The 26,588-nt window shown below is 34.2% G+C and carries 24 protein-coding genes, 1 pseudogene and 2 other annotated features; of the genes and pseudogenes, 24 read left to right on the forward strand and 1 reads right to left on the reverse strand.

Features of this window, described 5'->3' with window-relative positions; translation table 11 throughout:
* Positions 1–218: 218 nt before the first annotated feature.
* The 8 genes from B5P40_RS01640 to B5P40_RS01675 all read left to right on the forward strand — a co-directional run bounded on the left by B5P40_RS01640 (position 219) and on the right by B5P40_RS01675 (position 7,934).
* Positions 219–1,979: an ABC transporter ATP-binding protein gene (locus tag B5P40_RS01640; RefSeq protein ID WP_113708741.1), complete on the forward strand. Its 1,761-nt coding sequence runs from the start codon at positions 219–221 to the stop codon at positions 1,977–1,979.
* A gap of 86 nt (positions 1,980–2,065) precedes the next feature.
* Positions 2,066–2,743: an envelope stress response regulator transcription factor HitR gene (gene hitR / locus B5P40_RS01645; RefSeq protein ID WP_002126920.1), complete on the forward strand. Its 678-nt coding sequence runs from the start codon at positions 2,066–2,068 to the stop codon at positions 2,741–2,743.
* The gene (gene hitS / locus B5P40_RS01650) at positions 2,740–3,813 is read left to right on the forward strand and encodes an envelope stress sensor histidine kinase HitS (RefSeq protein ID WP_002086159.1); all 1,074 of its coding nucleotides are present in this window, start codon (positions 2,740–2,742) and stop codon (positions 3,811–3,813) included. Before hitR ends, hitS begins: the two co-directional genes overlap by 4 nt.
* A 168-nt stretch (positions 3,814–3,981) precedes the next feature.
* Positions 3,982–4,701, forward strand: a complete 720-nt coding sequence (locus B5P40_RS01655) for a 3-ketoacyl-ACP reductase (RefSeq protein WP_000818985.1) — start codon at positions 3,982–3,984, stop codon at positions 4,699–4,701.
* A 149-nt stretch (positions 4,702–4,850) separates the two neighbouring features.
* Complete coding sequence (locus tag B5P40_RS01660; RefSeq protein ID WP_113708742.1) at positions 4,851–5,522, forward strand: O-methyltransferase; 672 nt, start codon at positions 4,851–4,853, stop codon at positions 5,520–5,522.
* A gap of 133 nt (positions 5,523–5,655) precedes the next feature.
* Positions 5,656–6,534 (forward strand): aminoglycoside 6-adenylyltransferase, encoded by an 879-nt coding sequence (locus B5P40_RS01665; protein ID WP_113708743.1) that lies wholly within the window; start codon positions 5,656–5,658, stop codon positions 6,532–6,534.
* Positions 6,535–6,694: 160 nt separating this feature from the next.
* The gene (locus B5P40_RS01670; RefSeq protein WP_002031366.1) at positions 6,695–7,525 is read left to right on the forward strand and encodes a peptidoglycan-N-acetylglucosamine deacetylase; all 831 of its coding nucleotides are present in this window, start codon (positions 6,695–6,697) and stop codon (positions 7,523–7,525) included.
* 70 nt (positions 7,526–7,595) lie between these two features.
* A complete protein-coding gene (locus B5P40_RS01675) occupies positions 7,596–7,934 on the forward strand; it encodes an SdpI family protein (RefSeq protein WP_061674174.1) in 339 nt (112 codons plus the stop codon).
* Positions 7,935–7,978: 44 nt separating this feature from the next.
* On the opposite strand, the gene B5P40_RS01680 is transcribed toward B5P40_RS01675, so the two are convergent.
* A complete protein-coding gene (locus B5P40_RS01680; RefSeq protein ID WP_002168603.1) occupies positions 7,979–8,587 on the reverse strand; it encodes an NUDIX hydrolase in 609 nt (202 codons plus the stop codon).
* 81 nt (positions 8,588–8,668) lie between these two features.
* On the opposite strand from B5P40_RS01680, the gene B5P40_RS01685 reads away from it, so the two are divergent.
* From B5P40_RS01685 to asbD, 16 genes and pseudogenes are all read left to right on the forward strand, one after another.
* Entirely contained in the window at positions 8,669–9,307 is a 639-nt protein-coding gene (locus B5P40_RS01685) for a pyridoxamine 5'-phosphate oxidase family protein (protein WP_002012360.1), read from the forward strand.
* Positions 9,308–9,543: 236 nt separating this feature from the next.
* Positions 9,544–9,775: a binding site (T-box leader), on the forward strand.
* A gap of 116 nt (positions 9,776–9,891) precedes the next feature.
* Positions 9,892–10,123: a binding site (T-box leader), on the forward strand.
* Between the two features lie 155 nt (positions 10,124–10,278).
* Positions 10,279–11,574, forward strand: a complete 1,296-nt coding sequence (locus tag B5P40_RS01690) for a homoserine dehydrogenase (RefSeq protein ID WP_113708744.1) — start codon at positions 10,279–10,281, stop codon at positions 11,572–11,574.
* The gene (gene thrC, locus B5P40_RS01695; RefSeq protein ID WP_113708745.1) at positions 11,567–12,625 is read left to right on the forward strand and encodes a threonine synthase; all 1,059 of its coding nucleotides are present in this window, start codon (positions 11,567–11,569) and stop codon (positions 12,623–12,625) included. Before B5P40_RS01690 ends, thrC begins: the two co-directional genes overlap by 8 nt.
* A complete protein-coding gene (gene thrB / locus B5P40_RS01700) occupies positions 12,622–13,515 on the forward strand; it encodes a homoserine kinase (protein ID WP_113708746.1) in 894 nt (297 codons plus the stop codon). The genes thrC and thrB overlap by 4 nt, the downstream gene beginning before the upstream one ends.
* A gap of 92 nt (positions 13,516–13,607) precedes the next feature.
* Positions 13,608–13,820 carry a DUF6366 family protein gene (locus B5P40_RS01705; protein WP_002031378.1) on the forward strand — a complete coding sequence of 71 codons (213 nt, stop codon included), beginning with the start codon at positions 13,608–13,610 and terminating at the stop codon, positions 13,818–13,820.
* 221 nt (positions 13,821–14,041) lie between these two features.
* A complete protein-coding gene (locus B5P40_RS01710) occupies positions 14,042–16,345 on the forward strand; it encodes a glycoside hydrolase (protein WP_113708747.1) in 2,304 nt (767 codons plus the stop codon).
* Positions 16,346–16,704: 359 nt separating this feature from the next.
* The gene (locus B5P40_RS01715; RefSeq protein ID WP_002126935.1) at positions 16,705–17,706 is read left to right on the forward strand and encodes an LCP family protein; all 1,002 of its coding nucleotides are present in this window, start codon (positions 16,705–16,707) and stop codon (positions 17,704–17,706) included.
* A 62-nt stretch (positions 17,707–17,768) separates the two neighbouring features.
* A pseudogene (locus B5P40_RS34300) lies at positions 17,769–18,035 on the forward strand (sensor histidine kinase); the annotation flags it as partial.
* A gap of 134 nt (positions 18,036–18,169) precedes the next feature.
* Complete coding sequence (locus B5P40_RS01720; protein WP_113708748.1) at positions 18,170–18,991, forward strand: peptidoglycan-N-acetylglucosamine deacetylase; 822 nt, start codon at positions 18,170–18,172, stop codon at positions 18,989–18,991.
* A 14-nt stretch (positions 18,992–19,005) separates the two neighbouring features.
* A complete protein-coding gene (locus tag B5P40_RS01725) occupies positions 19,006–19,662 on the forward strand; it encodes a YkyA family protein (RefSeq protein ID WP_113708749.1) in 657 nt (218 codons plus the stop codon).
* Between the two features lie 158 nt (positions 19,663–19,820).
* The gene (locus B5P40_RS01730) at positions 19,821–20,501 is read left to right on the forward strand and encodes an MgtC/SapB family protein (RefSeq protein ID WP_113708750.1); all 681 of its coding nucleotides are present in this window, start codon (positions 19,821–19,823) and stop codon (positions 20,499–20,501) included.
* A 77-nt stretch (positions 20,502–20,578) separates the two neighbouring features.
* Positions 20,579–21,115 (forward strand): GNAT family N-acetyltransferase, encoded by a 537-nt coding sequence (locus tag B5P40_RS01735; RefSeq protein WP_088032589.1) that lies wholly within the window; start codon positions 20,579–20,581, stop codon positions 21,113–21,115.
* A gap of 250 nt (positions 21,116–21,365) precedes the next feature.
* Complete coding sequence (locus tag B5P40_RS01740) at positions 21,366–23,174, forward strand: IucA/IucC family protein (RefSeq protein WP_113708751.1); 1,809 nt, start codon at positions 21,366–21,368, stop codon at positions 23,172–23,174.
* A 67-nt stretch (positions 23,175–23,241) separates the two neighbouring features.
* Entirely contained in the window at positions 23,242–25,083 is a 1,842-nt protein-coding gene (locus B5P40_RS01745; RefSeq protein ID WP_113708752.1) for an IucA/IucC family protein, read from the forward strand.
* On the forward strand, positions 25,070–26,308 hold the full coding sequence (locus B5P40_RS01750) for an AMP-binding protein (protein WP_113708753.1): 1,239 nt from the start codon (positions 25,070–25,072) through the stop codon (positions 26,306–26,308). The genes B5P40_RS01745 and B5P40_RS01750 overlap by 14 nt, the downstream gene beginning before the upstream one ends.
* Positions 26,305–26,580, forward strand: coding sequence for a petrobactin biosynthesis protein AsbD (asbD, locus tag B5P40_RS01755; protein WP_002064932.1), 276 nt, complete (start codon positions 26,305–26,307; stop codon positions 26,578–26,580). Before B5P40_RS01750 ends, asbD begins: the two co-directional genes overlap by 4 nt.
* Positions 26,581–26,588 lie beyond the last annotated feature (8 nt).

Here is a 26,588-nt window from a genome sequence, read left to right on the forward strand (position 1 = left end):
TAAAATTAGTTATATATTTTCTATGCGTAGTCTATAATTTACATAGAATAATAATAAGTACCAGGTAATAATATCAGATATTTATACTTGTTGTAAAGATGAGTTTATATGTATATTTTGTAAAATTAGAAAAAAGTGTGTTTACATTCAGTTTACATTTATAGCGTATTCTAGTTTTAGAAAGAATAGTTTTGTTTATAACGAGGAGATGAACGACAATGGAAGTTAGGAATACAGAAAAGAAAAAAGGGAATTGGAGGCAGTTTTTACGTCTCATTCAAGATACAAATCCACCGAAAGGCATTCTTATTTTTGCATTAATAATGAGCTTACTTTCTACTGGAGCGAGTTTGTTTATTCCAATGCTGACAAAAGGTTTAGTTGATAATTTTTCACTTTCTTCAATTAGTACGGGACAAATTGTTGGATTAATTGCATTCTTTATTATTCAAACAATTGCTGCAGGATTGTCAATTTATTTACTGAATTATATTGGACAAAAAATTGTAGCTGGACTTAGAGAACGATTGTGGAAAAAGGTACTTATTTTACCAGTGTCTTATTATGATCAAAACAGAACGGGAGATACAATTAGTCGTATGACGAATGATACAGGTGTTGTTAAAACATTAATTTCTGAGCATTTGTCAAACTTATTAACAGGCGGTATCTCAATTATTGGGTCATTAATTGTATTATTTGTTTTAGACTGGAAAATGACAATTTTACTTTTAACGGTTATTCCATTATCGGTACTAATTTTAGTTCCACTTGGACGGAAAATGTATAAGATTTCAAAAGCACTTCAAGATGAAACGGCTTCTTTTACTAGTGTATTAACACAAGTACTATCAGAAATTCGTTTAGTAAAATCTTCAAATACGGAAAAAAAAGAATATGAAACAGGTAGTACAGGTATCCAAAAATTATTGCAATTTGGTTTGAAAGAAGGAAAAGTGCAAGCATTAATTTCACCTGTTATGTCGTTTGTTTTAATGGCATTGCTTGTTATTATCGTAGGGTATGGTGGAATGCGAGTTTCTAGTGGTGCATTAACAACAGGTGAACTTGTAGCATTTATTTTGTATTTGGTTCAAATTATTATGCCAATGAGTCAGTTATCAATGTTCTTTACTCAGTTCCAAAAAGCAATTGGTGCAACCGAAAGAATTAATACGATTTTAGAATATGAAGTAGAAGATCATGAAACAGGTATGAATGTTACAAATGCGAAGCAGCCAATCGTTATTGAAAATGTACATTTTGAGTATAACGAAGAAGAGAAAATCTTGAAAAATATCGACTTCACGATTGAATCTGGAAAAGTAACGGCGATTGTAGGACCAAGTGGTAGCGGAAAAACAACTTTATTCTCGCTGTTAGAACGTTTTTATGAGCCAACTAGTGGTTTCATAAAATTAGGGAAAGAACCAATTACAGCATATTCATTACAATCATGGCGACGTCAAATTGGTTACGTTTCACAAGATAGTCCGTTAATTGATGGAACGATTCGTGATAATATTTGCTACGGTGTTGAGGGTGAAGTGACGGATGAAGAAATTGAAAAAGTAGCAGCGATGGCGTATGTTGATGCGTTTATTCATGATTTACCAAGTGGATACGCAACAGAAGTTGGAGAGCGTGGTGTGAAGCTTTCTGGAGGGCAAAGACAAAGAATTGCGATTGCTCGAGCGTTACTACGAAACCCGCAAATCCTTATGTTAGATGAAGCGACGTCAAGTCTTGATAGTAAATCGGAATCGGTTGTTCAGAAGGCGTTAAATAACTTAATGAAAGGTAGAACAACTTTAGTTATTGCGCATAGACTTTCTACTGTTGTAGATGCAGATAAAATTATCTTTATTGAAAAAGGGAATCTTACAGGAAGTGGCTCACATGATGAGTTATTACGGACACATGACATGTACCGTGAATTTGCAATGCAACAATTGAAAATTAAAGAAGGAGCATTATAGAATGAAAACAATCAGTGAAGGGGCACTTCACTGATTGTTGATTTTAGAGTGCTAAAAAGTATGTTAAGCAGAAAGGATATGATTCCTTGATACCCAAAATTTTAATTGTAGATGATGATCCGCACATTAGAGAACTTGTTTCTGTATTTTTGGAACGAGAAGGTTTTCAAACATATGAGGCCGTTGATGGATTAGATGCTCTTCGAAAAATAGAAGAAGTGAGAGTCGAAATGGCGATTATTGATATTATGATGCCAAATATGGATGGGTTTGATTTATGTTATGAATTAAGAAAATACTATGATATCCCAATTCTTATGCTGACTGCTAAAGGTGAAACATCTCAAAAAGTAAAAGGATTTCACCTCGGAACAGATGATTATCTTGTAAAACCATTTGATCCTTTAGAATTAGTTGTGAGAGTGAAGGCATTATTGAAACGTTACCAAATTACAGTATCGCAATCTATTCAAGTTGGCAATGTACTGTTAAATCGTAAAACATTTGAAGTTAACGTTGGAGAACAAACGGTGACGCTGCCGCTAAAAGAATTTGAGTTGCTCTTTACATTAGGATCTAAAGCGGGGAGAACTTGTTCAAGAGAGCAATTAATAGAAGACGTATGGGGATATGATTTTGAAGGGAATGAACGCACGCTAGACGTTCATATTAATCGGTTGCGTGAAAAGTTTCAAGAAGAGTTATCGAAGTTTAGTATAAGGACGATAAGGGGCTTAGGGTATCGCTTAGAGGTAAGTAAATGAGAAAAAGAGAAAGAATGAGTAAGATGAAGATGTTAAAAGTAATGGGGGCGATAGTAGCGCTCTTTACTTTTCTTACTATAATTTGGTCAATAGCCTTTTTTGTATCGTCTAGTGTAATGAAAGCTTTTGAAATAAACGTATCGCCTTTTATTACTTTTCTAATTAGTGATATGGTCGGCTTTGTTTTTATCGTTCTTATTTGGACATTAATCGGAATTTTAATGAGACCGAAGCGAGAGGCGATGATTTGGACGATCATTGAACCGATACAAAAAATTGCAAAAGGGGACTTCTCTGTAAAAATACGGAATGAAGAAAAGTATGATGGCGAAATTGGTGTGCTTGTAAAAAGTATTAACGATATGACGGATGAACTTAATGCAATGGAGAAAATGAGACAAGAATTTGTATCGAATGTTTCTCATGAAATACAGTCGCCATTAACATCTATTAAGGGATTTGCTCGAGCGCTACAAGATGATAATCTACCAGTTGAAAAAAGAAAACATTATCTTACTATTATTGAAACTGAAACAACGCGATTATCTAAATTGAGTCAAAATTTATTGAAGCTAACACTTTTAGAGTCAGAGGAGTATTCACCAGAAAGAGCTACTTATCGATTAGATCAACAGTTGAAACAAATTGTGTTAAATAGTGAGCCTCTTTGGGATGAAAAAGGACTTGAGCTAGATCTTGATATGGATAAAGTGTGTGTTACTGCAGACAAAGAAAGTATGAGCCAAGTATGGATTAATTTAATTCATAACAGTATTAAATTCACACCAAATGGTGGCACGATTACAATTCATTTAAAAGAACATAAGGAATTCCTGGAAGTAAGTATTCATGATACGGGAATTGGTATATCCGAAGAACAGAAACAACATATTTTTGAACGTTTTTATAAAGCGGATTCTTCACGAAACCGTGCTTATGGAGGAAGTGGATTAGGTCTAGCAATTGTAAAAAAAGTACTCGACCTTCATCAAGGAAAAATAAAAGTTGAGAGTGTAGAAGGAAATGGTACAGAATTTATTGTGCGTATTCCAAATCATGAAGAAAAATAGTGTTAGAAGGAGGCCTTCTAACACTATTTTTCTTTAAAAATGCATTTACCATTACTATAGTTACCTATAAGTAACCTACGCACATAAAAGTGCATCATTGCCTTTTTGCATAAACATAGATACACTTTTAATATAATAAACAACTGAGATGATTAAGGAGTGTTATACTTGGCAGAATTATTACAAGGAAAAAATGCTTTAATTACAGGAGCAGGTAGAGGGATTGGTCGTGCTGTAGCGATTGCGTTAGCGAAAGAAGGCGTAAATGTAGGTCTTTTAGCTCGTTCAGAAGAAAACTTAAAAGCTGTAGCGAAAGAAGTGGAAGCAGAAGGTGTAAAAGCTGTTATTGCGACTGCTGACGTATCTTCATATGAAGAAGTAACGACTGCAATTGAAACATTAAAAAATGGTTTAGGATCTATCGATATTTTAATTAATAACGCTGGTATTTCTAAATTCGGTAAGTTTTTAGAATTAGACGTTGCTGATTGGGAAAAAATCATTCAAGTAAACTTAATGGGTGTATACTATGCAACTCGTGCAGCTTTACCAAGTATGATTGAACAACAATCTGGTGATATTATTAATATTTCATCTACAGCAGGACAAAAAGGTGCACCTGTAACAAGTGCATATAGTGCTTCTAAATTTGGTGTTCTTGGTTTAACAGAATCGTTAGCGATGGAAGTTCGTAAACATAATATCCGTGTAACAGCTTTAACACCAAGTACAGTAGCAACTGACATGGCTGTAGACTTAGGATTAACTGATGGAAATCCTGATAAAGTAATGCAAGCGGAAGATATTGCAGAGTTTATCGTAGCGCAGCTGAAATTAAATAAACGTACATTTATTAAATCAGCAGGACTTTGGTCTACTAATCCGTAAGGGATAAATATAAAATACAAAGAAGGGACATCTATTCTGTAATGGAGTGGGTGTCCCTTCTTTATTTTTTGTGTATGAAACGGAATTTTCGGTATAATTAAATTTGAATGGTAGATAAGTATTAAAAACTTGAAGGGGATGGTATTTCCATGAGTACGATTGAGAAATGGACGGCTGTTGATCAATATATGAGTGATGTATTAATACCGAAAGACTCTACATTAGAAGAAGTTCTTCAAGCAAACGCTGCAGCTAATTTACCGGCACATGATGTATCGCCAACTCAAGGGAAGTTTTTACAACTATTAGTACAAATTCAAGGAGCGCGTAACATTTTAGAGATTGGCACTCTAGGCGGATATAGTACAATATGGCTTGCAAGAGCATTGCCATCTAGAGGGCGAATTGTTACATTAGAAGCAAGTGAAAAGCATGCTGAAATTGCACGGAGCAATATTGAGCGTGCCAATTTGAATGATAAAATTGAAATACGATTAGGATTAGCGTTAGATTCTTTAAAACAAATAGAAAATGAGAAGTATGAACCATTTGATTTTATTTTCATAGATGCGGATAAACAAAATAATCCTGCTTATTTTGAATGGGCACTGAAACTATCACGCCCTGGTACTGTAATTATTGGGGATAACGTAGTACGTGAAGGTGAAGTTATTGATAATACTAGTAGCGATCCTCGTGTACAAGGGATACGCCATTTCTATGAGCTAATAGCTGCTGAGCCGCGTGTAAGTGCTACTGCGCTTCAAACTGTAGGAAGTAAAGGGTACGATGGGTTTGTAATGGCAGTCGTAACAGAGTAATGTAAGGAGGAAAAAGGGATGAAAAAGAAGTTTCAAAAATTATAACGTGTATCTTGTACAACGAATTTAGCTCGTGGACCTCCAATTTACATAGCTTTATATTATATATTAAAAACTTGGAGGCTATAAGAAGATGAGAACTGAAAAAGAAATGTTAGACTTAATTATAAATACAGCAAAAGAGGATGAAAGAATTCGAGCTGTCATCATGAATGGGTCACGTGTGAATCCAAATGTGAAAAAAGATTGTTTTCAAGACTATGATATTATTTATGTTGTAAAAGATATACAATCTTTTACGTGTAATCATAGTTGGATTAATAGATTTGGAGAAATAATGATTGTGCAAATGCCGGAAGAAATGTCGTTAATTCCAGCTGATAAAGACGGGAAATTTCCGTATTTAATGCAGTTCATGGATGGGAATCGAATTGATTTAATGCTAGTTCCAGTTGATTTAATAAATAAATTTATTGGACAGGATAGTTTAAGTAAATTACTACTGGATAAAGACAAATGTATTGGAGAATTTCCGCCAGCAAGTGATAAAGATTACGTTATAAAAAATCCTACAGAAAAAGAGTTTTTGGATTGCTGTAATGAATTTTGGTGGTGCAGTACAAATGTAGGAAAAGGATTGTGGCGCGAGGAACTTTCTTATGCGAAAGGAATGCTTGAAGGCCCAATGCGTGATATGTTAATCGTAATGCTAGAATGGCATATTGGTATGAAAACAAATTTTACAGTGAATACCGGAAAGTTTGGTAAGCATTTCGAGCAATATGTTGAAAAAGATACGTGGGAGCAATTTAGAAAGACATTTTCAAATGCAGAATATGAAAATATATGGCAGTCATTTTTTGTAATGGGAGATCTGTTTAGGGAAGTTGCGAACGAAATTGCGAACGCTTATGAATATCAATACCCGCAAGATGATGATGACAAAGTGACAAGCTATTTAAAACATGTGAAAGTTTTGCCGAAAGATAGTACATCGATTTATCCCGCATAAACGGGCAGTAAAACCCCCACTGATTAAAGTTTCACTTTATTAATTGTATAAAGCAGTAAGACTGTCCTAATTACGGACAGTCTTATTTTTGTTCATGAATAAGAATTTCTCTAACAAAGTACAGATGAATCACATATGAAATTTTAGGGAGGTTTTTATCATGTATTATTTTTACGCACCAGAAATGTTCGTTCCATTTCATTGGGGACTAGAACGAAATGTTTCGTATGCTTATATGCCATATCATTCATTTTATTATGGAAACTATATAGACGCAGTGCCGTATGTATTAAATGTTCCGCAAAATGATCAAGTCAAAGTGAAGGAAGAGAATCGGGGGTCATGGACACCTTTTTCATGGGTTGAAAAATATGCGTATGCATTTTCAGGACCATACAATAAAGCGGAAGTAGCTCTTACATTTGATGATGGACCAGATTTAGTATTTACGCCAAAAATTTTAGATAAGTTAAAACAATATAATGTAAAAGCTACTTTTTTCTTACTTGGTGAAAATGCAGAAAAGTTTCCGAATGTAGTAAAGCGTATCGCGAATGAAGGGCATGTAATTGGTAACCATACGTATAATCATCCGAATTTAGCGAAAGTAAATGAGGCTGAATACCGTAATCAAATTATAAAAACGGAAGAAATATTAAATCATTTAGCTGGTTATGCACCGAAGTTTATACGTCCACCATACGGTGAAATACTTGAAAATCAATTGAAGTGGGCGACAGAGCAAAATTTTATGATTGTACAGTGGAGTGTTGATACAGTTGATTGGAAAGGGGTAAGTGCTGATACGATTACAAATAATGTGCTAGGGAATTCATTTCCAGGAAGTGTCATACTTCAACATTCGACTCCAGGTGGACATTTGCAAGGATCTGTCGATGCACTAGACAAAATCATTCCGCAGTTAAAAACGAAAGGGGCACGTTTTGTAACACTTCCAAGTATGTTCCAGACATCTAAAGAGAGAAAATAAAAATGTTAATAATTGGGATTTTAAGAGTTGTATAGTATAATGAAGGTGTAAGTTAGGGGGGATATAATTGATGGATGCACTAGTAAACATAGGAATGAGCATATTGATTGGTATTATATTTATACTTGCGGCACGTATTCTTCAAAAAAATCCACCGACGGATATTAACGCAGCATATGGTTACCGTACGAAACGGTCTATGAAAAATAAGGAATTATGGGATGCAGGTAACAAGTATAGTGCAGAAGTGATGAAACAAAATGGATTCATTATGATGTTAATTGGAAGTGTTATTAGTATACTGTTTAGATATCCACATACAATGATAGCGATTATGATTGTTATGCTGTTGTTAATTATACGATTATTTATACGAGTAGAGAAAAAATTAAAGATACTTGAGCAATAAAAAAATAAGACTCCCGAATAAAGTAAGCTGGGAGTCCTATTTTTTTATAAACTATTTTTGTTTAGCAATTCTTGTCCTTGCACTATAACAAATTCATAGTATTCAAGAGCATAAGGATAAATATCTTCAAATGTTATCGTTATCGGATTACTGTTTAAAACAGAATTAGTCGTTAAAGATGAAATCTCTCTTCTTAATAGTTGTAGAAAAGAAGTTGCATGTACTTTCATCACATCGTCTACTTCTTCACCTGGTGCAAATGGAAGTGGTTTTATTACATTGTGGAAATACATATGACAAAACTCACGATCAGTAAGGCTTGAAATTTCATAATCTATTTTATAGATTCCTTTGTATGTTAAATCATTCGTTTGGAAGGAAAGACCCAGTTCTTCCTCAATTTCACGTAGACCGCCAATTAGTACATCTTCATCATGCATAATATGTCCGGCGGATGTAATATCCCATATACCCGGAGCTTCTTTTTTATTATTAGAGCGTAATTGGAAATATAAGAACATATCCTCAGCATCTTTTTCTACAAACCAGCAATGAAATGTTTCGTGCCAATCACCGTCACGATGCACGTCATCACGTAATTTCTTTCCAAGTGTATTTCTTTCAGGATCAAATATTGTTAACCACTCTGTCATTTTAATTCCCCTTTCTGCAAATTTTATTATACAATATTTGTATTGAATTTTGGGAAAATAAAGAAAAAGGAGTGATTATTAGTGAAGATAGAGAATAAGGAAATAAAATCAATAATTTCAACTGAGGAAGAATTACGACAAATATTGGGGCAACCAAGTGAACGGGCTTTGAAAAAAGTTATTTCATCACTTGATCACCATTGTGTAGATTTCCTGTCTAAATCGCCTTTTCTAGTATTATCTACTGCAAATAAATTCGGAGAGTGTGATGCTTCGCCGAGGGGAGACGCACCTGGATTTGTATATGTATTAAATGAAAATAAAATTATCATCCCAGAAAGACCGGGTAATCGTCGTATAGACTCTATTTTAAATATAATTTCAAATTCGCACGTAGGGTTAATCTTTTTTATTCCGGGTCTTGGGGAAACACTCCGAATAAACGGTAAAGCATATATTACGAACGATGAAGAAATTTTGAAAGAAATGCAGGCGAATGGACGCAATCCGTTACTTGGAATTGTTGTTGAAATAGAAGAATGCTATATTCATTGTGCCAAAGCTTTTATTCGTTCAAAAATGTGGGATCCAGAGTCATGGTTAAATAAAACAGAGCTACCTTCAGCACCGAAAATGTTAATGGAGCATGCGAAAGTGAATGCTTCAGAAGAGGAAGTTGCACGTTCTTTAGAAGAAAGTTATAGGGAAAGATTGTATTAAAAATTATTTTTTAAATATAGTGTTGAAGTATGAAACTCTAAACGTTTTAGAGTGAGACTTTAACTATGAATATTGTTAATTTGTATGTGATGAATATATGTGCAAGAGAATAAATCTGTATTAGATGATTTGTTATTTTAAAATATAATTATTCATATTCTTAAAAATTGTGAAGAAAAATAGGCTTGCTTTTTGAAAAGTTGATAACTATAATAAGTTAACAAATAGACATGAACGAAAAAGTAACGATAAGGACATGAGATGATTTTTACGGTTTACAGAGAGGGAAGACAAGGCTGTGAGCTTCCTAACACGAAAAATGATTTTACCACCTTTGAACTTCAATAGTGAACGAGTAATCTAGTAATTATTGACGGTATCAGCCGTTATCTGAACTTGAGCAATCTAGAAGAAAGTAAGTCTAGGTTGGAACAAGGGTGGAACCACGAAAACACATTCGTCCCTTTCCTAGGGATGAGTGTGTTTTTTTTATAGTTTTTAAGATTGAAAATTTTAAATAATTAAAAAATATTATTGATTTTGTTTTTTATGCGAGTATAATGAGTTAACAAATAAACATGAGCGAAAAAGTAACGATAAGGACATGAGAACATTTTTACGGTTTACAGAGAGGGAGGCCAAGGCTGTGAGCTTCCTAACACGAGAAATGATCTTACCACCTTTGAACTTCAATAGTGAACGAGCAATCTAGTAATTATTGACGGTATCAGCCGTTATCTGAACTTGAGCAATCTAGAAGAAAGTAAGTCTAGGTTGGAACAAGGGTGGAACCACGAAAACACATTCGTCCCTTTCCTAGGGATGAGTGTGTTTTTTTATTACTTTGAAAGGAGGTGCGGTAACATGAAACGATTAGTACGTACGGAAATAACCACCACCTGCATGATTAAAAAGCAGAGTAAGGTGATTCATAGGTGTAACAATTAAACTATTTAGGAGGAGATTAGAAAATGAATAACGTTATTAATGTTGGGGTATTAGGATTAGGTACTGTCGGAAGTGGTGTTGTCCATATTTTGAAAGAACATTATCGAAAAATCACTCTTGATACAGGATATAAAGTAAAGGTAAAGACAGTTGTTGTACGTGATTTGGAAAAGGAACGTGATGTTTGCATTGATGGAATCGTAGTAACAAGTAATGTCGATGAAGTTCTAAATGATTCAAATATTGATATTGTAGTAGAGGTAATGGGCGGAATTGAAGAAGCGAAAGAGCATATTGTGAAGGCTTTGCAAAGTAAGAAATATGTCGTAACAGCAAATAAAGATTTAATGGCTGTATATGGTGCGGAGCTTCTGCAACTGGCAAATAAAAATGAATGTGACCTATGTTACGAAGCGAGTGTAGCCGGTGGGATTCCAATATTAAGAGGATTATCAGACGGGCTAGCTTCAGATCAAATTGAAAAAATAATGGGAATCGTAAATGGAACAACAAATTATATGTTAACAAAGATGAGTCAAAATGGATGGTCGTATGAAGAGGCTTTACAGGAAGCGCAAAAATTAGGGTTTGCAGAATCAGATCCGACAGCGGATGTAGATGGACTAGACGCTGCGAGAAAGGTAGCAATTCTTGCAAACTTAGGTTTTTCGATGAATGTTTCTTTAGATGATGTTCAAGTTAGAGGTATTCGAAAGGTTGAAAAAGAAGATTTAGAGATGGCCGAAAAATTAGGATTTACAATGAAATTAATTGGTAAAGCAGAGAAACAAGGATCAGCCATTCATTTAAGTGTAGAACCGACTTTATTACCAAGGCATCATCCGTTATCGAATGTAAATAATGAATTCAATGCGGTGTATGTTCACGGTCAAGCAGTAGGGGAAGTGATGTTTTACGGACCTGGAGCTGGGAAGTTACCAACTGGTTCTGCTGTAGTAAGTGATATTATTTCAATCGTTAAAAATATGAATCAAGTTCCGAAAAATAAAAGTGCGTTAAAAGAACCAGAGCCGTATGAATTACAAGGAGATGAAGAAGTAGTTTCGAAATATTTCTTACGTATTTCATTACGAGATGAGCCAGGGATGTTGCGAAAAGTAACGGAATGTTTCGTTAATTATTCTGTAAGTTTAAAAGAAGTTATTCAATTACCTTTAAATCGCGAACTTGCAGAAGTCGTTGTTGTGACGCATCGAACTTCAAAATATCAATTCGAACAAGTTTTAGGGGCGATAGAAGATGTCGCAAGTGAAATAAACAGTTACTACATTATTGAGGAGGAAAAACAATATGTATAAAGGACTATTAAAACAGTATGCTTCTTATTTACCAGTGAATGAAAACACACCTGATGTCAGCTTAATGGAAGGGAATACACCTCTGATTCCATTATTAAATATATCAAAGCAATTAGGAATTCAGTTATACGGGAAATATGAAGGAGCGAATCCAACAGGTTCTTTTAAAGACCGTGGCATGGTAATGGCAGTTGCAAAGGCGAAAGAAGAAGGGGCAGAGGCAATTATTTGTGCATCTACAGGTAATACATCGGCATCAGCTGCCGCATATGCGGCACGCCTCGGAATGAAATGTATTATCGTAATACCAGAAGGAAAGATTGCGCATGGGAAATTAGCGCAAGCAGTTGCTTATGGAGCGGAGATCATTTCAATAGAAGGGAATTTCGATGATGCACTTAAGGCTGTAAGAAATATTGCTGCAGAAGAGCCGATTACATTAGTAAACTCAGTAAATCCTTACCGAATTGAAGGGCAAAAAACAGCGGCATTTGAAATTTGTGACCAGTTGCAAAACGCACCAGATGTTCTAGCTATCCCTGTTGGAAATGCTGGGAATATTACAGCATATTGGAAAGGGTTCTGTGAATACGAGAAAGAAAAAGGCTATAAGAAGCCCAGAATTCACGGCTTTGAAGCGGAAGGAGCGGCGGCAATTGTAAAAGGACATGTCATTGAGGCACCTGAAACGATTGCAACAGCGATTCGTATTGGTAACCCAGCGAGTTGGTCGTATGCAGTAGAGGCTGCCGAGCAGTCTCATGGTGAAATAGATATGGTGTCAGATGAAGAAATATTACATGCGTATAGATTGTTAGCAAAAACTGAAGGAGTTTTTGCAGAGCCAGGATCAAATGCTTCATTAGCGGGCGTCATTAAACATGTGCAATCTGGAAAAATCAAAAAGGGAGAAACGGTTGTTGTAGTTTTAACTGGAAACGGTTTGAAAGATCCTGATATCGCAATTTCTTCTAATAAATTTGATATTGCAAGTGTGTCAAATGATATAGAGCAAATTAAAGATCATATTAAAGGGGTGATTATGTCGTGATACCATTGAGAGTACGTGTCCCTGCTAGTACAGCGAATGTCGGACCTGGATTTGATTCAGTAGGAATAGCATTGTCATTATATTTAGATGTGGTGGTAAAGGCGGAAGCAGATAAATGGCAAGTAATCCATTCCTTTGAAGATTCAATTCCAACAGACGATAAAAATTTAATTGTTAGCACGGCATGTAAAGTGTTTCCTTCTTTATCACCCTATATAATAAAAGTTACTAGTAATATTCCGCTGACAAGAGGTCTAGGAAGTAGTGCATCAGCAATTGTAGCAGGAATAGAGCTTGCGAATCAGCTTGGAAATTTGAACTTAACAACTGATCAGAAAGTTCAAATTGCTACAAATTTTGAAGGACATCCAGATAATGTTGCTGCTTCTATTTTAGGTGGAACTGTAATCGGAGCGCTGGATGGAAAGAATGTTTCGGTTGTAAGGATTGAAAGTAAGGAATTAGGAGTAATTTCTCTTATTCCAAATGAAGAGCTAAATACGGAGGAAAGTCGATCTATATTACCAGAGGTGTTTCCGTTTCATGAAGCGGTTAAGGCTAGTGCGATAAGTAACGTATTAGTAGCTGCATTATGTCAAAAGAAGTGGGAAGTTGTAGGTGAAATGATGGAACGAGATCATTTCCACGAGCCATATCGTTTAGAACTTGTACCGTTATTACCATCAATTCGTAAATGTGCAAAAGAATTCGGAGCATATGGCACAGCGCTTAGTGGTGCGGGACCATCCATTTTTATTTTAACTCCTTACGAGAAGCGTAAAGAAATAGCTGACCAATTAGCGAGAGTATTTGCAGCTATGAAAGTATGTGAGCTTGAAATTGATCATAAAGGGATTACTGTAAATAAGGAAGAACATATTGGATTATAAAGAAAGCTAGCATCGCTAGCTTTCTTTACGTTATGGAGAATCTATTTTAAAGGGGATTTTTCGGAATGAACATTAATTTTAGAGGTGATTATATGAGTTCAAAAGAGTCACCAGAAGAAAAAAGAGAACGCATGAGACAAAGTGAATTGAAAAATAATCCTACCGGTTCTTTGAATGATGGACTCAACAGGGCGGAATCAGGTAGCCCCGCTGATATGACAGGTGGTATGAATTGGAAAGGTACAGGGATATTAATTTTAGTGCTAGTTTTAGGATATATTATATATAGTTACTTTTTCAGTTAAGGAAAGCTTGATGGAATTTAGATTTGCTTGATCTAATTATTAGTGAGAATAAAAAAACAAGGATTAAAGTCCCACTGTATTACATATTTTCTTTAAACAGATTACAGTAATACGTAAATTTTTTTTGCTCATAATAGAGCTAGCATTATGCTAGCTCTATTATTTTTTTGCCATATTCCTGTAACAAACCTCCTGTATATTCATTGGTGGAGGTGCAGAAGATGAAAAAAATGATAGCGATATGTCTTCTTACAACATTGTCACTTTCGACTTTAGTCGGGTGTGATGTAAAAGGTAATGATGCTTTACAAGAGTCTAAAATAAAGAAAGCGACGTATAAAGATTTTACTTACGATGTAAATCCTGAGACTTTTACGTTAACTGTAGAACATGATGGTGTAAAAGAACAGGCATCACAACCGTTACCAAAAATGAAGGTATCTAATTTGAAAAAAGACAAGGATCATACATCATGGGAATATCCGGATCAAAAAGTAAAAGTAAATTTAGAAAAGAAAAAAGACCACTTAAATATTGAAGTGGAATCGACTGGTGCAGAAAGTTTTACATGGCCAAAAGTGCAAGCTGAAAATTATACACTTCCGTTATGGGAAGGTAAGCAAATTCCGAGTAATGATGAGAATTGGAAGAAGTTTTTAAAGGATGATGCATATTCATTTGCTGAATCATTTTCTATGAAGTTTTTTGCATTAAATGGTTCTAAATATTCGATCGTATATATTGCGAACAATATGTTTAATAATGAATTGAAATTTCATTCAGATCCGAAAATAGGGTTTGATTTTACACATGAATTCCCGAGTATAAATAAAAATAAAACATATGGATTTCAATTATATGTGACAAATAATGATGCAGTAAGTATCGCTAAACTGTATAAGGATAATATTGCTCAAAAAGGTGAATTTAAAACATTACAAGAAAAGGCTAGAAAAAATAAAGAGATTGAAAAACTTTATGGTGCGGCTCATTTTTATTTTTGGAATCAAAATGGTTTGTCTGACAGTAACATAAATTGGCCGAAGATAAGAGAGCAAATAAATAGTCCTGTGTTTAGTCATATAAAAGGGCTTATTCAAAAGAATAGTTCGGAGCCTGGAGAACTGAGTGTGTTTGAGCAAGTAAGTAAACAAGATTTCATTGATAAGTACCAAAAAAATGTTATTTTACGCTATACAAACGAAGTATTATCTATGAAGGAATTGTATAAAGAGGATATTTTCCCGAAAGTTAATCAGGAAGCTAGTGTGTTATTAAAGAAAGGTGTAGATCACTTATCGAAGACAGAGCTGTATAGCTTAAATAAACATTTATTAAAGTCAGTACTCGGTGATGCAGTTGAAGAAGTAAGTAAATGGGGTAAGGCAGATGGAACGGATATTATAAAGGAAATGAAAGCGGCAGGAATAGACAATGCATGGATTGGGCTACCGAATTGGGAACAAGGGTATATGCAGCCTGATTTCGTGACAGAAGCTAAGAAAATAGGATATTTAGTTGGTCCGTATGATTCTTATCATTCTATTCACGAAAAAGCTGATAAAAATTGGAATACAGCTTCTTTTCAGGATCCATCGCTATATGAAGAGGCAACTGTGACGAAGAAAAATGGAGAAAAAGTGCAAGGATTTTTAGGTAGAGGGCGAAAGTTAAATCCAACTTTATCTCTTCCTAGTGTAAAAGAGCGAATGAACGAGATATTACAAAATGGACCTAAATATAATTCATGGTTTATTGATTGTGATGCAACAGGTGAAATTTATGATGATTATTCGGCCAAACATTTAACGACACAAGAACAAGATTTAAAAGCAAGGTTGCAACGAATGGATTATATTGCGCAAGAAAAAGGTATGGTAGTTGGCTCAGAAGGCGGAAATGACTTTGCAAGTAGCACGATTGCATTTGCTCACGGCATTGAAACGCCTGTTATTAAATGGGACGATGAAGATATGAGGAAAAATAAAACAAGTCCGTATTATGTGGGCGGATATTGGTCACCGAATCAAAATGTTCCAGAAAAATATGCAAAACAAGTACCGTTAAAAGAAGAATATAAACAAGTATATTTAAATCCAGTATATTCGGTACCATTATATAAACTAGTATACAATGATTCGGTTATTACAACGCACCACTGGGAATGGGGAAGTTTGAAAGTAAAAGATGAGGTAGGAAACCGAATGTTATATGAGTTATTGTATAATGTGCCTCCGTTGTACCATTTAGATGAAGTAGAGTGGAATAAGCATAAACAAGAAATTACGCAGCATCTGAAAGTTTGGAATGAAGTTCATGAAAAGGCAGTAAAAGAAGAAATGACGAACTTTGCATATTTGTCAGAAGATAAATTAGTCCAATCTGCTTCATATGGAAAAGATATTAAAATTATTGTGAATTTCTCTAATGATGATGTGGAAATAGAAAAAACGAAAATAAAAGCAAAATCAGCTTTAATTTATAATAATGGGAAGCAAATGATATACACACCAAATGAGAAATAATAAAGTGAAATTTTAATCAGTGGGGGGTTTATCCCTCACTGATTATTAGTCATCACCAATCAAAATTTCACGGCCAAAACTTGACTCTTTTATTCCTGCTAAATTATGAGATGAAAGTCTTACTACCTGCAAATAACAGAATGATAAATCTGTAAATTTGAATGTTTTGAAGTGTTAAATTTTTGAAGTTGATAAATAGTGACTTGCCAAAAATAAGCACGAGAGTATAATGTGAAATGGAATACATATTGGATTCATGATGTAACCTTACAAAAATGTAAGGTGATTGAAAGGAAATTCGATATGAAGATTACTAGACATACATTATACTAGGAAAAGAGAAAGAGAGGAGAATGAACATGAGCTCTGAATTAGAACAAGATACGAGAAGCAGTAAAAAACGTTCTAAAAGAAAATCAATAAAATGGTTCATTTTAATTCCATTTTTCCTACTTGTTTTTGGAGGAGTAGGATATGGATCGTTTATATATAACAAAGCAAAAGCTGTTGTAAGTGATGCATATGCACAAATTGATAAGTCATCAAAAAGGGACAAAGAAGTGGAACCTTTAAAGGATAATATTTCGATTTTAATCATGGGTGTCGATGGAAGCGAAATGAGAAAAAGCCAATATGGTGAAGCGGTTCGAACAGATGCACTTTTATTAGCGACAATTAATAAAGATGATAAATCCGTTAAATTAGTAAGTATTCCTCGTGATTCACGTGTTTATATTCCATCTAGAAAGAAATTAGATAAAATTACACACGCACACGTATTTGGTGGTGTTGAAAGTACAAGAGATACAGTGGAAAGATTTTTAAATGTACCAGTTGATTATTATGTGAAGTTTAACTTTGAGTCATTTGTACAAATTGTAGATTCAATTGGTGGTATTGATATTGATGTACCTGTTACTTTCACAGAACAAGATAGTAAAGACCAAGCAGGTATGATCCATTTAGAAAAAGGTTACCAACATTTAAATGGTGAACAAGCCCTTGCACTTGCTAGAACGCGTAAAATTGACAGTGACGCAATGCGTGGTCAAAGGCAACAACTTGTAATTGAAGCAATTGCGAAAAAAGCAATGTCTGTTCAATCAATTAGTAAAATGGGCTCTTTACTTGATGCAGTTGATAAAAATATGAAAACAAACTTAACGTTTGATGATATGCTTGCTATTACGAAAAATATGGCAGGATCAGATTTGCAAATGGAAAAGATGCAAATAGAAGGAACGGATAAACGTATTGGTGGTATTTATTATTACATTCCAAACGAAAAAAATGTGAAAGATATTTCGACTAAGTTAAATGAGCATTTAGGTGTTACACCAAAACCAACTCGAAATGAATAAGTATAAAAAAAGGTTGGCCTCAGCCAATCTTTTTTTATGGAAATGGATTGCTTCATTTATTTTTAGTAGAAGGGCTACTAGTTTTTTCACGTCTACAGTTAAATCATTTTAATTTATATAAACAAAAGGTGCAATTGTACGATATACTAGAGGAAAGAATTTGGTAATTAACTCCTAAAATAGAGAAAATAAATTCATCTCATTGCAAGTTGAAAGCGAATTGAATTGATAGAAGATGAAGATCAAACAGGTTAAAACAAATCTTCTTGAAAGTTGTACATAGTGCAATCAAGAATTGGTATGAAAAGAATAAAGAGTTTGTTGAGGCAGGAACAACAATTTTGATAAAACTCCCATTATAATTCATATTTTAGATTGTTTATATAGTGTAATAAAATAAATAGATGTATAATTATATTGGGTGATTTATATATAAGATTAATAGGGAGAGGAATTCGATAGAATGGAAAAGGCTTTTAAAATTAAACGAGTTGCAGTTGTTTTAATAGCGATTGCAATAGTAGCTATTGGGTATTTCATGTTTCAATCTATTACTTCACCAGCAAAAGCTGTAGCGAAACAAGAAAATGTAGTGCAGCTTGCAAGTGAACAATCGAAAGTTGAAATGAATAAAACGGCACCAAGTCGTTTTAACGGAGTGGAAAGAAAAGTTGCGTATCTTACATTTGATGATGGGCCAGGAAAATATACGGCTGAATTATTAAATATGTTAAAACAGCATGATGCGAAGGCGACATTCTTTTTAATAGGAGCGAATGTAAAAGCGTTTCCTGATTTAGTAAAACGTCAAAATGCAGAGGGTCATTATGTTGGAATGCATAGCATGACACACAATTTTGCGAAGTTATATAAAAATGGCGAATATGTTAATGAAATGAAAGAAGATCAAAGCTTGATCGCAAATATTATTGGGAAATCACCTCAATTAACACGTCCACCATACGGGTCGAAGCCTGGTTTAAATGAAGACCTTCGAAACAAAGTAGTAGAGGGTGGTCTTAAAGTATGGGACTGGACAATTGATTCTTTAGACTGGAAATACAACAAAGTACCAGTCGATGCAGCGGCAGCACAAATCGCTCAAAATGTATTAGCTGGTGCAACAAATCCTCAAGAAGTCATTTTAATGCATGATATTCATCCGCAATCAGTCGCAGCTGTGCCAGCAATATTAAAGGGTCTAAAAGAAAAGGGTTATGAGTTTGAAGCATATCATGAAGAGAATCACTTCCCCGTGAACCTCTGGCATGATAACCGTATGTAATGGAGGAATTGAAGTTGAAATATGGAAAAGTAGCAGTAGTTGGAGCATTATCAGTAGGATTATTATCAGGTTGTTTCGGTGAAAAGCCAGAAGAAAATTTATTTGCGGCTTTTGAAGCAGCATCTACACAAGAAAAATCTTTAGCAGATGACACAAAAAAATTAGAGAAGTTAGAAAAGCAAGGACAAGAACTTTATTCTCAAATTTTACAAGAAGGTAAAGAGCATAATGAAGCAGTTTCAAAGAAAATAGAGCAAGCTACTGCAAATGTAGACGAGCGTGAAAAAGTATTGAAAAACGAGAAGGAACAGTTAGAAAAAGCGCAGAAAGAAACGACATCCGTTCAAAATAATATTGAAAAACTCGAAGATAAGAAATTACAAAAACAAGCAAAAACAGTAGAAGAATCGTATAAAAATCGTTATGATGCCTTCCAAAAGATGAATGAGAATTACACGAAGGCGTTAGCGACTGAAAAAGAACTGTATGAAAAATTAAAAGTAAAAGAAACGAAGTTAAAAGAAATTGGTGAAAAAGTTAAAACTGTTAATGAGTTAAATGTGGAAGCGCAAAAGGCGAAAGAACAATTTAATAAACATACAAAAGAGTATAATGATAATAAATTAGCATTTTATAAAGAGGCACAAATTAAAATTAAAGAACAAAAATAAAGAAAGATCTTAATTATAATAAAAAGCCGGGGAAACATTGTCAAAAATGTTTTTTCGGTTTTTTACTTTAAATGAAAAGAAAAGACTGGAATTGATATCATAAAAGAGTTATAGTGAAATATTCGAAGGGAAACATTGTAAAGTAAGGAGAAGGAATTATGTCATATGAATTTTTATTCAAATTAGGTTTAGCACTCTTTTTAGGATTATTCATCGGAATAGATAGGCAGCTAAAGAATAAACCGCTTGGTGTGAAAACAAGTATGGTTATTTCCGTAGCGAGTTGTTTAATTACAATGGTTTCAATTGAATCAGTGAATGTTTATTCTGTACCGGGTCATACAAACATGGATCCAATGCGTCTCGCCGCTCAAATTGTTAGTGGGATTGGTTTTCTTGGAGCAGGGGTAATTTTACGAAGAAATAATGACGTTATTTCAGGATTAACGACAGCCTCTATGGTATGGGCCGCTTCAGCACTAGGTATTGCGATTGGTGCAGGTTTTTATATACAAGCGACGGTTGCTATGATTTTAATTATATTAGCGATTAACGTACTTCCGCAAATTGTGAAAAATGCAGGCCCTTATTCATTAAGACAAAAGGACTTATCTATAAAAATTACCGTAAACAAACATCGAGAGTTAGACGGGATTTTTAAGCAAATTAAAAATTTAAATATGCAAGTGAAACGAGTGAAAATTAAAGATATTGATAATGGGGCATCTCAGCAATTGGAAATGGTCATTTTAGCTCCAGAAGATTTATATACAACTGAATTATATAGTTCTTTAAAAGAAATCGATCATGTTGTTTCAGTAGAAGTTGAAAGTAGATAAAAAGAGTGATGAAAATTCACTCTTTTTTTAATGCATACAAAACATTTTGCTATAATTATTTTCTAAGGGGGATGAGTATGGTGGAGATACATATTAGAAGGGCAATAAAAGATGATATTTCGGCAATTGCAAAAGTGCATGTGGATAGTTGGAAAACAACGTATAAGGGGATATTCTCTAATGGAATTTTAGACAATATAACGTATGACCAACGAGAAAAGCTATGGGAAAGTATATTTCAAAAAGAAGACGGGCATCAATTTAGGTTTGTAGCAGAAACGTTAAATGGTAAAATAATTGGATTTATCGATGGGGGAGTTGAAAGAACAGGTACATATAATTGTGATGGGGAATTATATGCAATATACATTTTACAAAAATATCAAGGAATGAAGATAGGACAAAGATTATTTCAAGCATTGCTATCGGAATGTAAAAAAGATAATATGCAATCTCTGTTAGTTTGGGTTGTTGCTAATAACCCTTCTAAAAAGTTTTATGAAAAATATAATCCGGAAAAAATTGACACGAAACTTTTAGAAAGACTAAATGTAGAAGAAATAGCATATGCTTGGCGAGATATGGATTGTTTATACAAATCACTATCAATCTAGAAAACGATAATCTTATTATGTAAACTTAATTTGCGAGAATGAAAAAATACATCAATTATTATATTGGTGTATTTTTTTGTTGACGGATTGAATGTTTTGAAAAGGTGAAAAGTTTAGCTAGATAAAAAAATTCTGAAATATATCTTGAAATGATTATCATTATCAATTAAAATCATAGTTGATAATAAAATTCAACTGTCAGAAGTTTCACAAAAAAATGATAGTGTTCGTCTAAAAGAGGAGGAGCAGTATGCAGCATGCGAAACAAATCGCGGAACATGCAACAATACAAAGCTTTTTAAATTGTTATTTAAGAGAAACAGGAAGTGGAGAATGGATTACGGAGGATAAAAGGATAGAAAATATTTTCTGCCATTCATTTCAAAGAGACGCTACCCCCACTTATTTATGCTGTCGGTTATCGGCACAAAACGTTACTTTGTATGGGGAAGTTATATATAGATCGTCAACGGACCGTCATCTATTTGGAGAACAATTTTATTACCAAATTGGCGAAAATAAAAATGTTATTAAAGCAGATTATATTACGGTTATTATGTTTTTAATAAAGGAAATGTCTATTAACTATGGAGAAGGTACGAATCCTGATGAACTTATGCTTCGAGTTATCTGTAGTTGTCAAAATATTGAGAAGTTTATACAAGGAAGGGAGCAGGATGCAGCTGAATTATATGGTTTTCATACGACTTTTATAGAGGCGGAGCAATCTTTATTATTTGGACATTTAACTCATCCTACACCAAAGAGTAGACAAGGTATATTGGATTGGAAAAGTTCAATGTATTCTCCTGAATTAAAAGGGGAGTGCCAACTTCACTATTTTCGGGCACATAAAAGTATAGTAAGTGAAAAGTCATTGTTACAAGATTCTACAACGGCGATGATAAAAAAGGAATTAAAGAACGATGAAAAGGTAGGTCAAGAATTTATTGAAGAGTACTGTCAAGAAGATGAATATTCATTAATTCCAATCCATCCGCTACAAGCAGAATGGCTATTACATCAATCTTATGTGCAAAATTGGATGAATCAAGGTGTACTTGAATATATCGGTCCAGTAGGTAAGTGTTATATGGCGACATCATCACTTAGAACGCTATATCATCCTCATTCGAAGTATATGTTCAAGTTTTCATTCCCTGTAAAGGTCACGAATTCAATGCGTATTAATAAATTGAAGGAACTTGAGAGTGGACTTGAAGGTAAGGAAATATTGAATACTAAAATTGGAGAGGTGCTAGAAAAGTTTCCAGGATTTGATTTTATATGCGATCCGGCCTTTATTACTTTAAAATACGGGGCACAAGAGTCTGGATTTGAAGTGATTATTCGAGAAAACACATTTTATAGTGAAAATGAAAATGATGCAACGCTTATCGCTGGATTAGTACAAGATGCAATTCCGGGTGAAAGAACTCGTTTAGCAAATATTATCCACCGCTTAGCGGATTTAGAAGGTAGAAGCTGTGAAGAAGTAAGTTTAGAGTGGTTTAGACGATATATGAATATCTCTTTAAAGCCGATGGTATGGATGTATTTACGTTATGGCGTTGCATTAGAAGCGCATCAACAAAATAGTGTTATTCAATTGAAAGATGGTTATCCAGTTAAGTTTTACTTCCGTGATAATCAAGGTTTTTATTTCTGCAATTCAATGAAGTCAGTGCTAGATAATGAACTAGCGGGTATTGGCGAACGTACTGGGAATTTATATGACGATTACATTGTAGATGAAAGATTTCGTTACTATTTAATTTTTAATCATATGTTTGGACTAATTAACGGTTTTGGTACAGCAGGATTAATAAAGGAGGAAATTCTTCTTTCGGAATTAAGGTCTGTACTTGAAGCTTTCCTTCCATATAACCGCGAACCTTCTACATTTTTAAGTGAATTGTTGGAAGAAAATAAATTGGCATGTAAAGCAAATTTGCTAACGAGATTTTTCGATGTTGATGAACTGACAAATCCTTTAGAGCAAGCAATTTATGTACAAGTAGATAATCCACTCGTTAGAGAAGTGGCTGTTCGTTCATAAGTAGTGCTAAAATTTCACGTAATACAAATAATGGAATTTGATATTCCGTATTATAGCGGAGGGATTTATGAAAGAAGAAGTTTATCACATAAAAATATTGAAGGCACTCCAATCAAAAGAGTACATTTCAGTAAGAAGAAGAGTATTCCGGCAATTAGTAGAATCGTTAATTTATGAAGAAATCATTATGCCGATTCGTATACAAAGGGGAGAGCAAATACTTTTTATTATACAAGGTCTTGATGAAAAGGATCAAAATGTAATGTACCAATGCTATGGGCAAGAACGTATGACATTTGGGCGTATTTGTTTACATGACTCATTAATAATGAGAGTTCAAGATGAGGAAGAAGAAATACAATCAGTTTCACAATTTTTACAGGAGATTTTTCGGATTGTTCAAGTGGATCGAACGAAATTGGATTCTTTTATTCAAGAATTAGAACAAACAATCTTTAAAGATACGATTGCACAATATGAGAGAAGTTGTGAAGAAGACTATCTTGCAAAATCTTATGATGAGCTTGAAAGTCATTTAATAGATGGACACCCGTATCATCCTAGTTATAAAGCACGCATTGGGTTTCAATATCGTGATAATTTTCAATATGGATTTGAATTTATGCAACCAATGAAAATTATATGGATTGCAGTTCATGAGAAATATACGACTGTAGGATATGAAAGTGAAGAGAGTTATAACTGTACCTTTAAAGAAGAAATTGGTGAAAAGAAAATCGAAGAGTATATGGATCGTATTCGAACAATGGACTGTGATTCGAAGAAGTACATGTTTATACCTGTTCATCCTTGGCAGTGGGAGAACTTTATTATTCCGAATTATACTGACCATATACAGGGTAAATATATTATTTATTTAGGGAAATCAGAAGATGATTATTGCGCGCAGCAGTCGATGCGGACATTAAGAAATGTTACGAATCGAGAGAAACCATATGTAAAGTTATCAATGAATTTACTCAATACTTCAACTATCCGTACATTAAAACCACATTCGGTTGTGAGTGCACCTGCTATATCGAATTGGTTAAAAGATATAGTAAATCATGACCCTTATTTAAGGGATGAATCGCGTTTAATTTTGTTAAATGAATTTTCGAGTGTTACTTACGATGCGAATAAAAAAGCTACGTATGGCTCATTAGGATGTATTTGGCGCGAAAGCGTTCACAAATATTTAGATAAGAAAGAAGAGGCAATCCCATTTAACGGTTTATATGCCAAGGGAAAAAATGGGACACCAACTATTGATTTGTGGTTAAAGAGATATGGAGTAGAAAGCTGGTTACAATTGCTTATTCAAAAAGCAATTATCCCAGTTGTACACCTCGTTGTAGAGCATGGAGTCGCATTAGAATCACATGGACAAAACATGATTTTAGTTCATGAAGAGGGAATACCAGTCCGTATTGCACTAAAAGATTTTCATGAAGGACTGGAGTTTTATCGTCCATTTTTGAAAGAACTCGAAAAATGTCCTGACTTTACTAAAATGCATAAAACATATGCGAATGGTCAAATGAATGATTTCTTTGAAATGGACCGTATTGAATGTTTACAAGAAATGGTTTTAGATGCGCTTTTCCTATTCAATCTAGGTGAACTGGCTTTCGTGCTGGCAGATGAGTATCAGTTGAAAGAGGAACAATTTTGGATCATTCTTGTTGAAGAAATAGAAGATCATTTTGAAAGATTTTCGCATTTGAAAGAACGTTTTGAAGCATTACAATTATATGCACCTACATTTCATGCAGAGCAATTAACGAAGCGTCGTTTATATATGGATGTGGAATCGCTTGTTCATGAAGTTCCAAATCCATTGTATAGAGCAAAGCAACTTACAATACAAAAATCAGTTGTTACAGGGGGAAATCATGCTAATCGTTAATAAACAAGAATTTAGCAAATATGATTTTGAATTGAGATTACAAGGTTACGAGAGAGTGGAACAATTTCAAGAAGCAGAAGGAAATAGATTTGCACTTTGTCTGAAAGATCCATTCGATATTATTACGCTTGTGTTTTTCCTAAAAGAAAAAAGAGCATCTGTACTACTTATTCATGAAGATACGCCAAAGGATACAGCTATTGAAATGGCAAAGCGCGCAAAGTGTACTGCACTTTTATACGGAGAAAGTAACGACTTTACAAAATTAGGAGTTCCAAATCTATTACAAGAAGAATCGTCTTTATTGCAGTATAGTTCAGGTACAACAGGAGAGCCAAAACTGATTCGTAGAGCATGGACGGAAATTGAAACAGAAATTGCTGCTTACAATGAAGCTTTAAAATGTGAAGAAGACGAAGTGCCAATTGTAATGGCTCCAGTTTCACATTCATACGGATTAATTTGTGGCACGTTATCAGCAATTACGAGAGGTAGTAAGCCTATAATCATTACAAATAAAAACCCTAAATTCGCGTTAAATATAGTTCGTAATACCGAAAAACATATCATATACGCAGTACCACTTATGTTACATATTATGGGGAGTTTTCCACAAGGGACTTTTCAGTTTCATAAAATTATGACATCAGGATCACCTTTGCCAGAAACGCTATTTTATAAGTTAAAGGGCATGACGAAATACATGATGCAGCAGTACGGCTGTTCTGAAGCTGGTTGCATTAGTATATGTCATGCTATGGAAACACATTTGGATTTAGGAAAACCACTTCCTCATGTAAGTATTAACATAGGTTCAAATGAAGATGAACCTGAAGAAATCGTAGTGAAAATTGCTGAAAAGGAGATTTATACAAAAGATTTAGGTTATAGATCTGAGCAAGGCATTCATTTCATGGGGCGAATAGATGATGTTATTAATGTGTCCGGTCTAAAGGTATTTCCTATAGAAGTGGAAGAAACGATGCTTCGATTAGAAGGTATTCAGGAGGCGATTGTATACCGGGGCAAGCATCCTGTGATGGGAGAAATAGTAAAAGCGAAAGTAGTCTCTCGTATTGAACCAGTACAAATACGAGAATGGTGCATACAGCATTTACCGTCTTATAAAGTGCCACATGAAATTGAAAATGTAGCAGAGATTCCGAAAAATAAAACAGGGAAAGTAAGTCGGAAGTTATTAGAGATGGGAGAGATAACAACATGAGTCGTGAAATGTTAAAAGAAGCAGTTTTAAGTATTATGAGAGAAAAAATGGAACTGAAAAATGTAACGCATTTAGAAGAAACGATGCGTTTAAATCAAGATTTATATATAGATTCGGTAATGATGTTACAGCTTATAGTATACATAGAAATGGATTTAAAGCTATGCGTTCCAGAGGATGAGATAGACCCAAAGGCGTTTCTTACTGTAGGATCTTTGCTTGACTTTATGGAAGAGTTACAGCCGTTACACGAAATAAATGTGAATAACTAACCTTTTAG

Origin of the sequence: Bacillus sp. SRB_8 (assembly GCF_003264205.1) — a bacterium.
Classification (GTDB): domain Bacteria; phylum Bacillota; class Bacilli; order Bacillales; family Bacillaceae_G; genus Bacillus_A; species Bacillus_A mycoides.